This window comes from Solitalea agri, from assembly GCF_023914155.1.
Lineage (GTDB): Bacteria > Bacteroidota > Bacteroidia > Sphingobacteriales > Sphingobacteriaceae > Solitalea > Solitalea agri.
In genome coordinates, this window is sequence record NZ_JAMWYS010000049.1 from 1 (window position 1) to 972 (window position 972).

The window sequence follows — 972 nt, forward strand, 5'->3', positions numbered from 1 at the left end:
ACCCCTTGGTTAATCCTTCGTGGATACTTCAGGAATCGAACCTGTTTGCCTTTCGGCGTCCTCTTTATCCTTCTTTCTTTTTTCGCTTCCGACCTTCCGTCTCAGCGGGGCTGCAAAGGTAAGCTTCTTTTTTGTTTTCGCAAGAATTATTTTTTATTTTTTTCTTGCCTTTCTGCTTTCTCTTGATCGCTATGCCAGTTTTTCAATCTCTTCGTCTCGATGACTTACTCATCCAAACCCCGTCGTTTCGGGAGTGCAAAGGTGAAAACTTTTTTCGCTTTTGCCAAATTTATTTTAAAATAAATTTTGGCTCCGTTTCAACCTTTTCTTTACCGGCTCCTGCTGCTCTTTTCCCTTGCTCCTGCCTGTAAACCACCCTTTCAATTCCGTCCGCCCTCCTTCCGATTGCGGAGTGCAAAGGTAGAAATTTCCCCTCCCCCGCCAAACTCTTTTTACCTTTTTATGCAATACGATCCTTAAACGGCTGATGGTCTGGGAGAAAAAATGAACAATCGGCAATTTACCCTGGAACTAAAGGACACCGACAGCTCCCCAACTAAACCTGATTGCAGTGAAAAGCCCTGGTGCAAGGGCCGCGAGTAAGGGCTAAAGGCTTGCAACGGAAAGCAGGACCGATGGAGGTTGAGAGAAACGGAACAAGCGTTTACTTATCTATTTTAAGAATGAAAAAATTTATCAATACAATCCGCTGTGAAACCCTGTGCTGTGCTGTCCTATACTTATCTTTATAATCCCTTGTATTTCGTACTTTTACTTTAGGCCAGGCCATAAACAACAAAACCTTGCCTAACTGCAAGGTTTATATAAGCCTCATAACCGACCGGATTACATCCCGATCCCCTATCGGGACTCCCACATGTTTCGGCAGTAGAACCCGCCCTAAACAAACAAAGCCCCGCATTGCTGCAGGGCTTGTATAAAAATCGGCACCGACCTACTCTCCCACCTGTT

The 972-nt window shown here is 44.8% G+C and carries 1 protein-coding gene; it reads right to left on the reverse strand.

Features of this window, described 5'->3' with window-relative positions; genetic code table 11:
• Positions 1-776: 776 nt before the first annotated feature.
• On the reverse strand, positions 777-972 hold a 196-nt coding region (locus tag NF867_RS13815), incomplete at its 5' end, for a hypothetical protein (protein WP_252588658.1).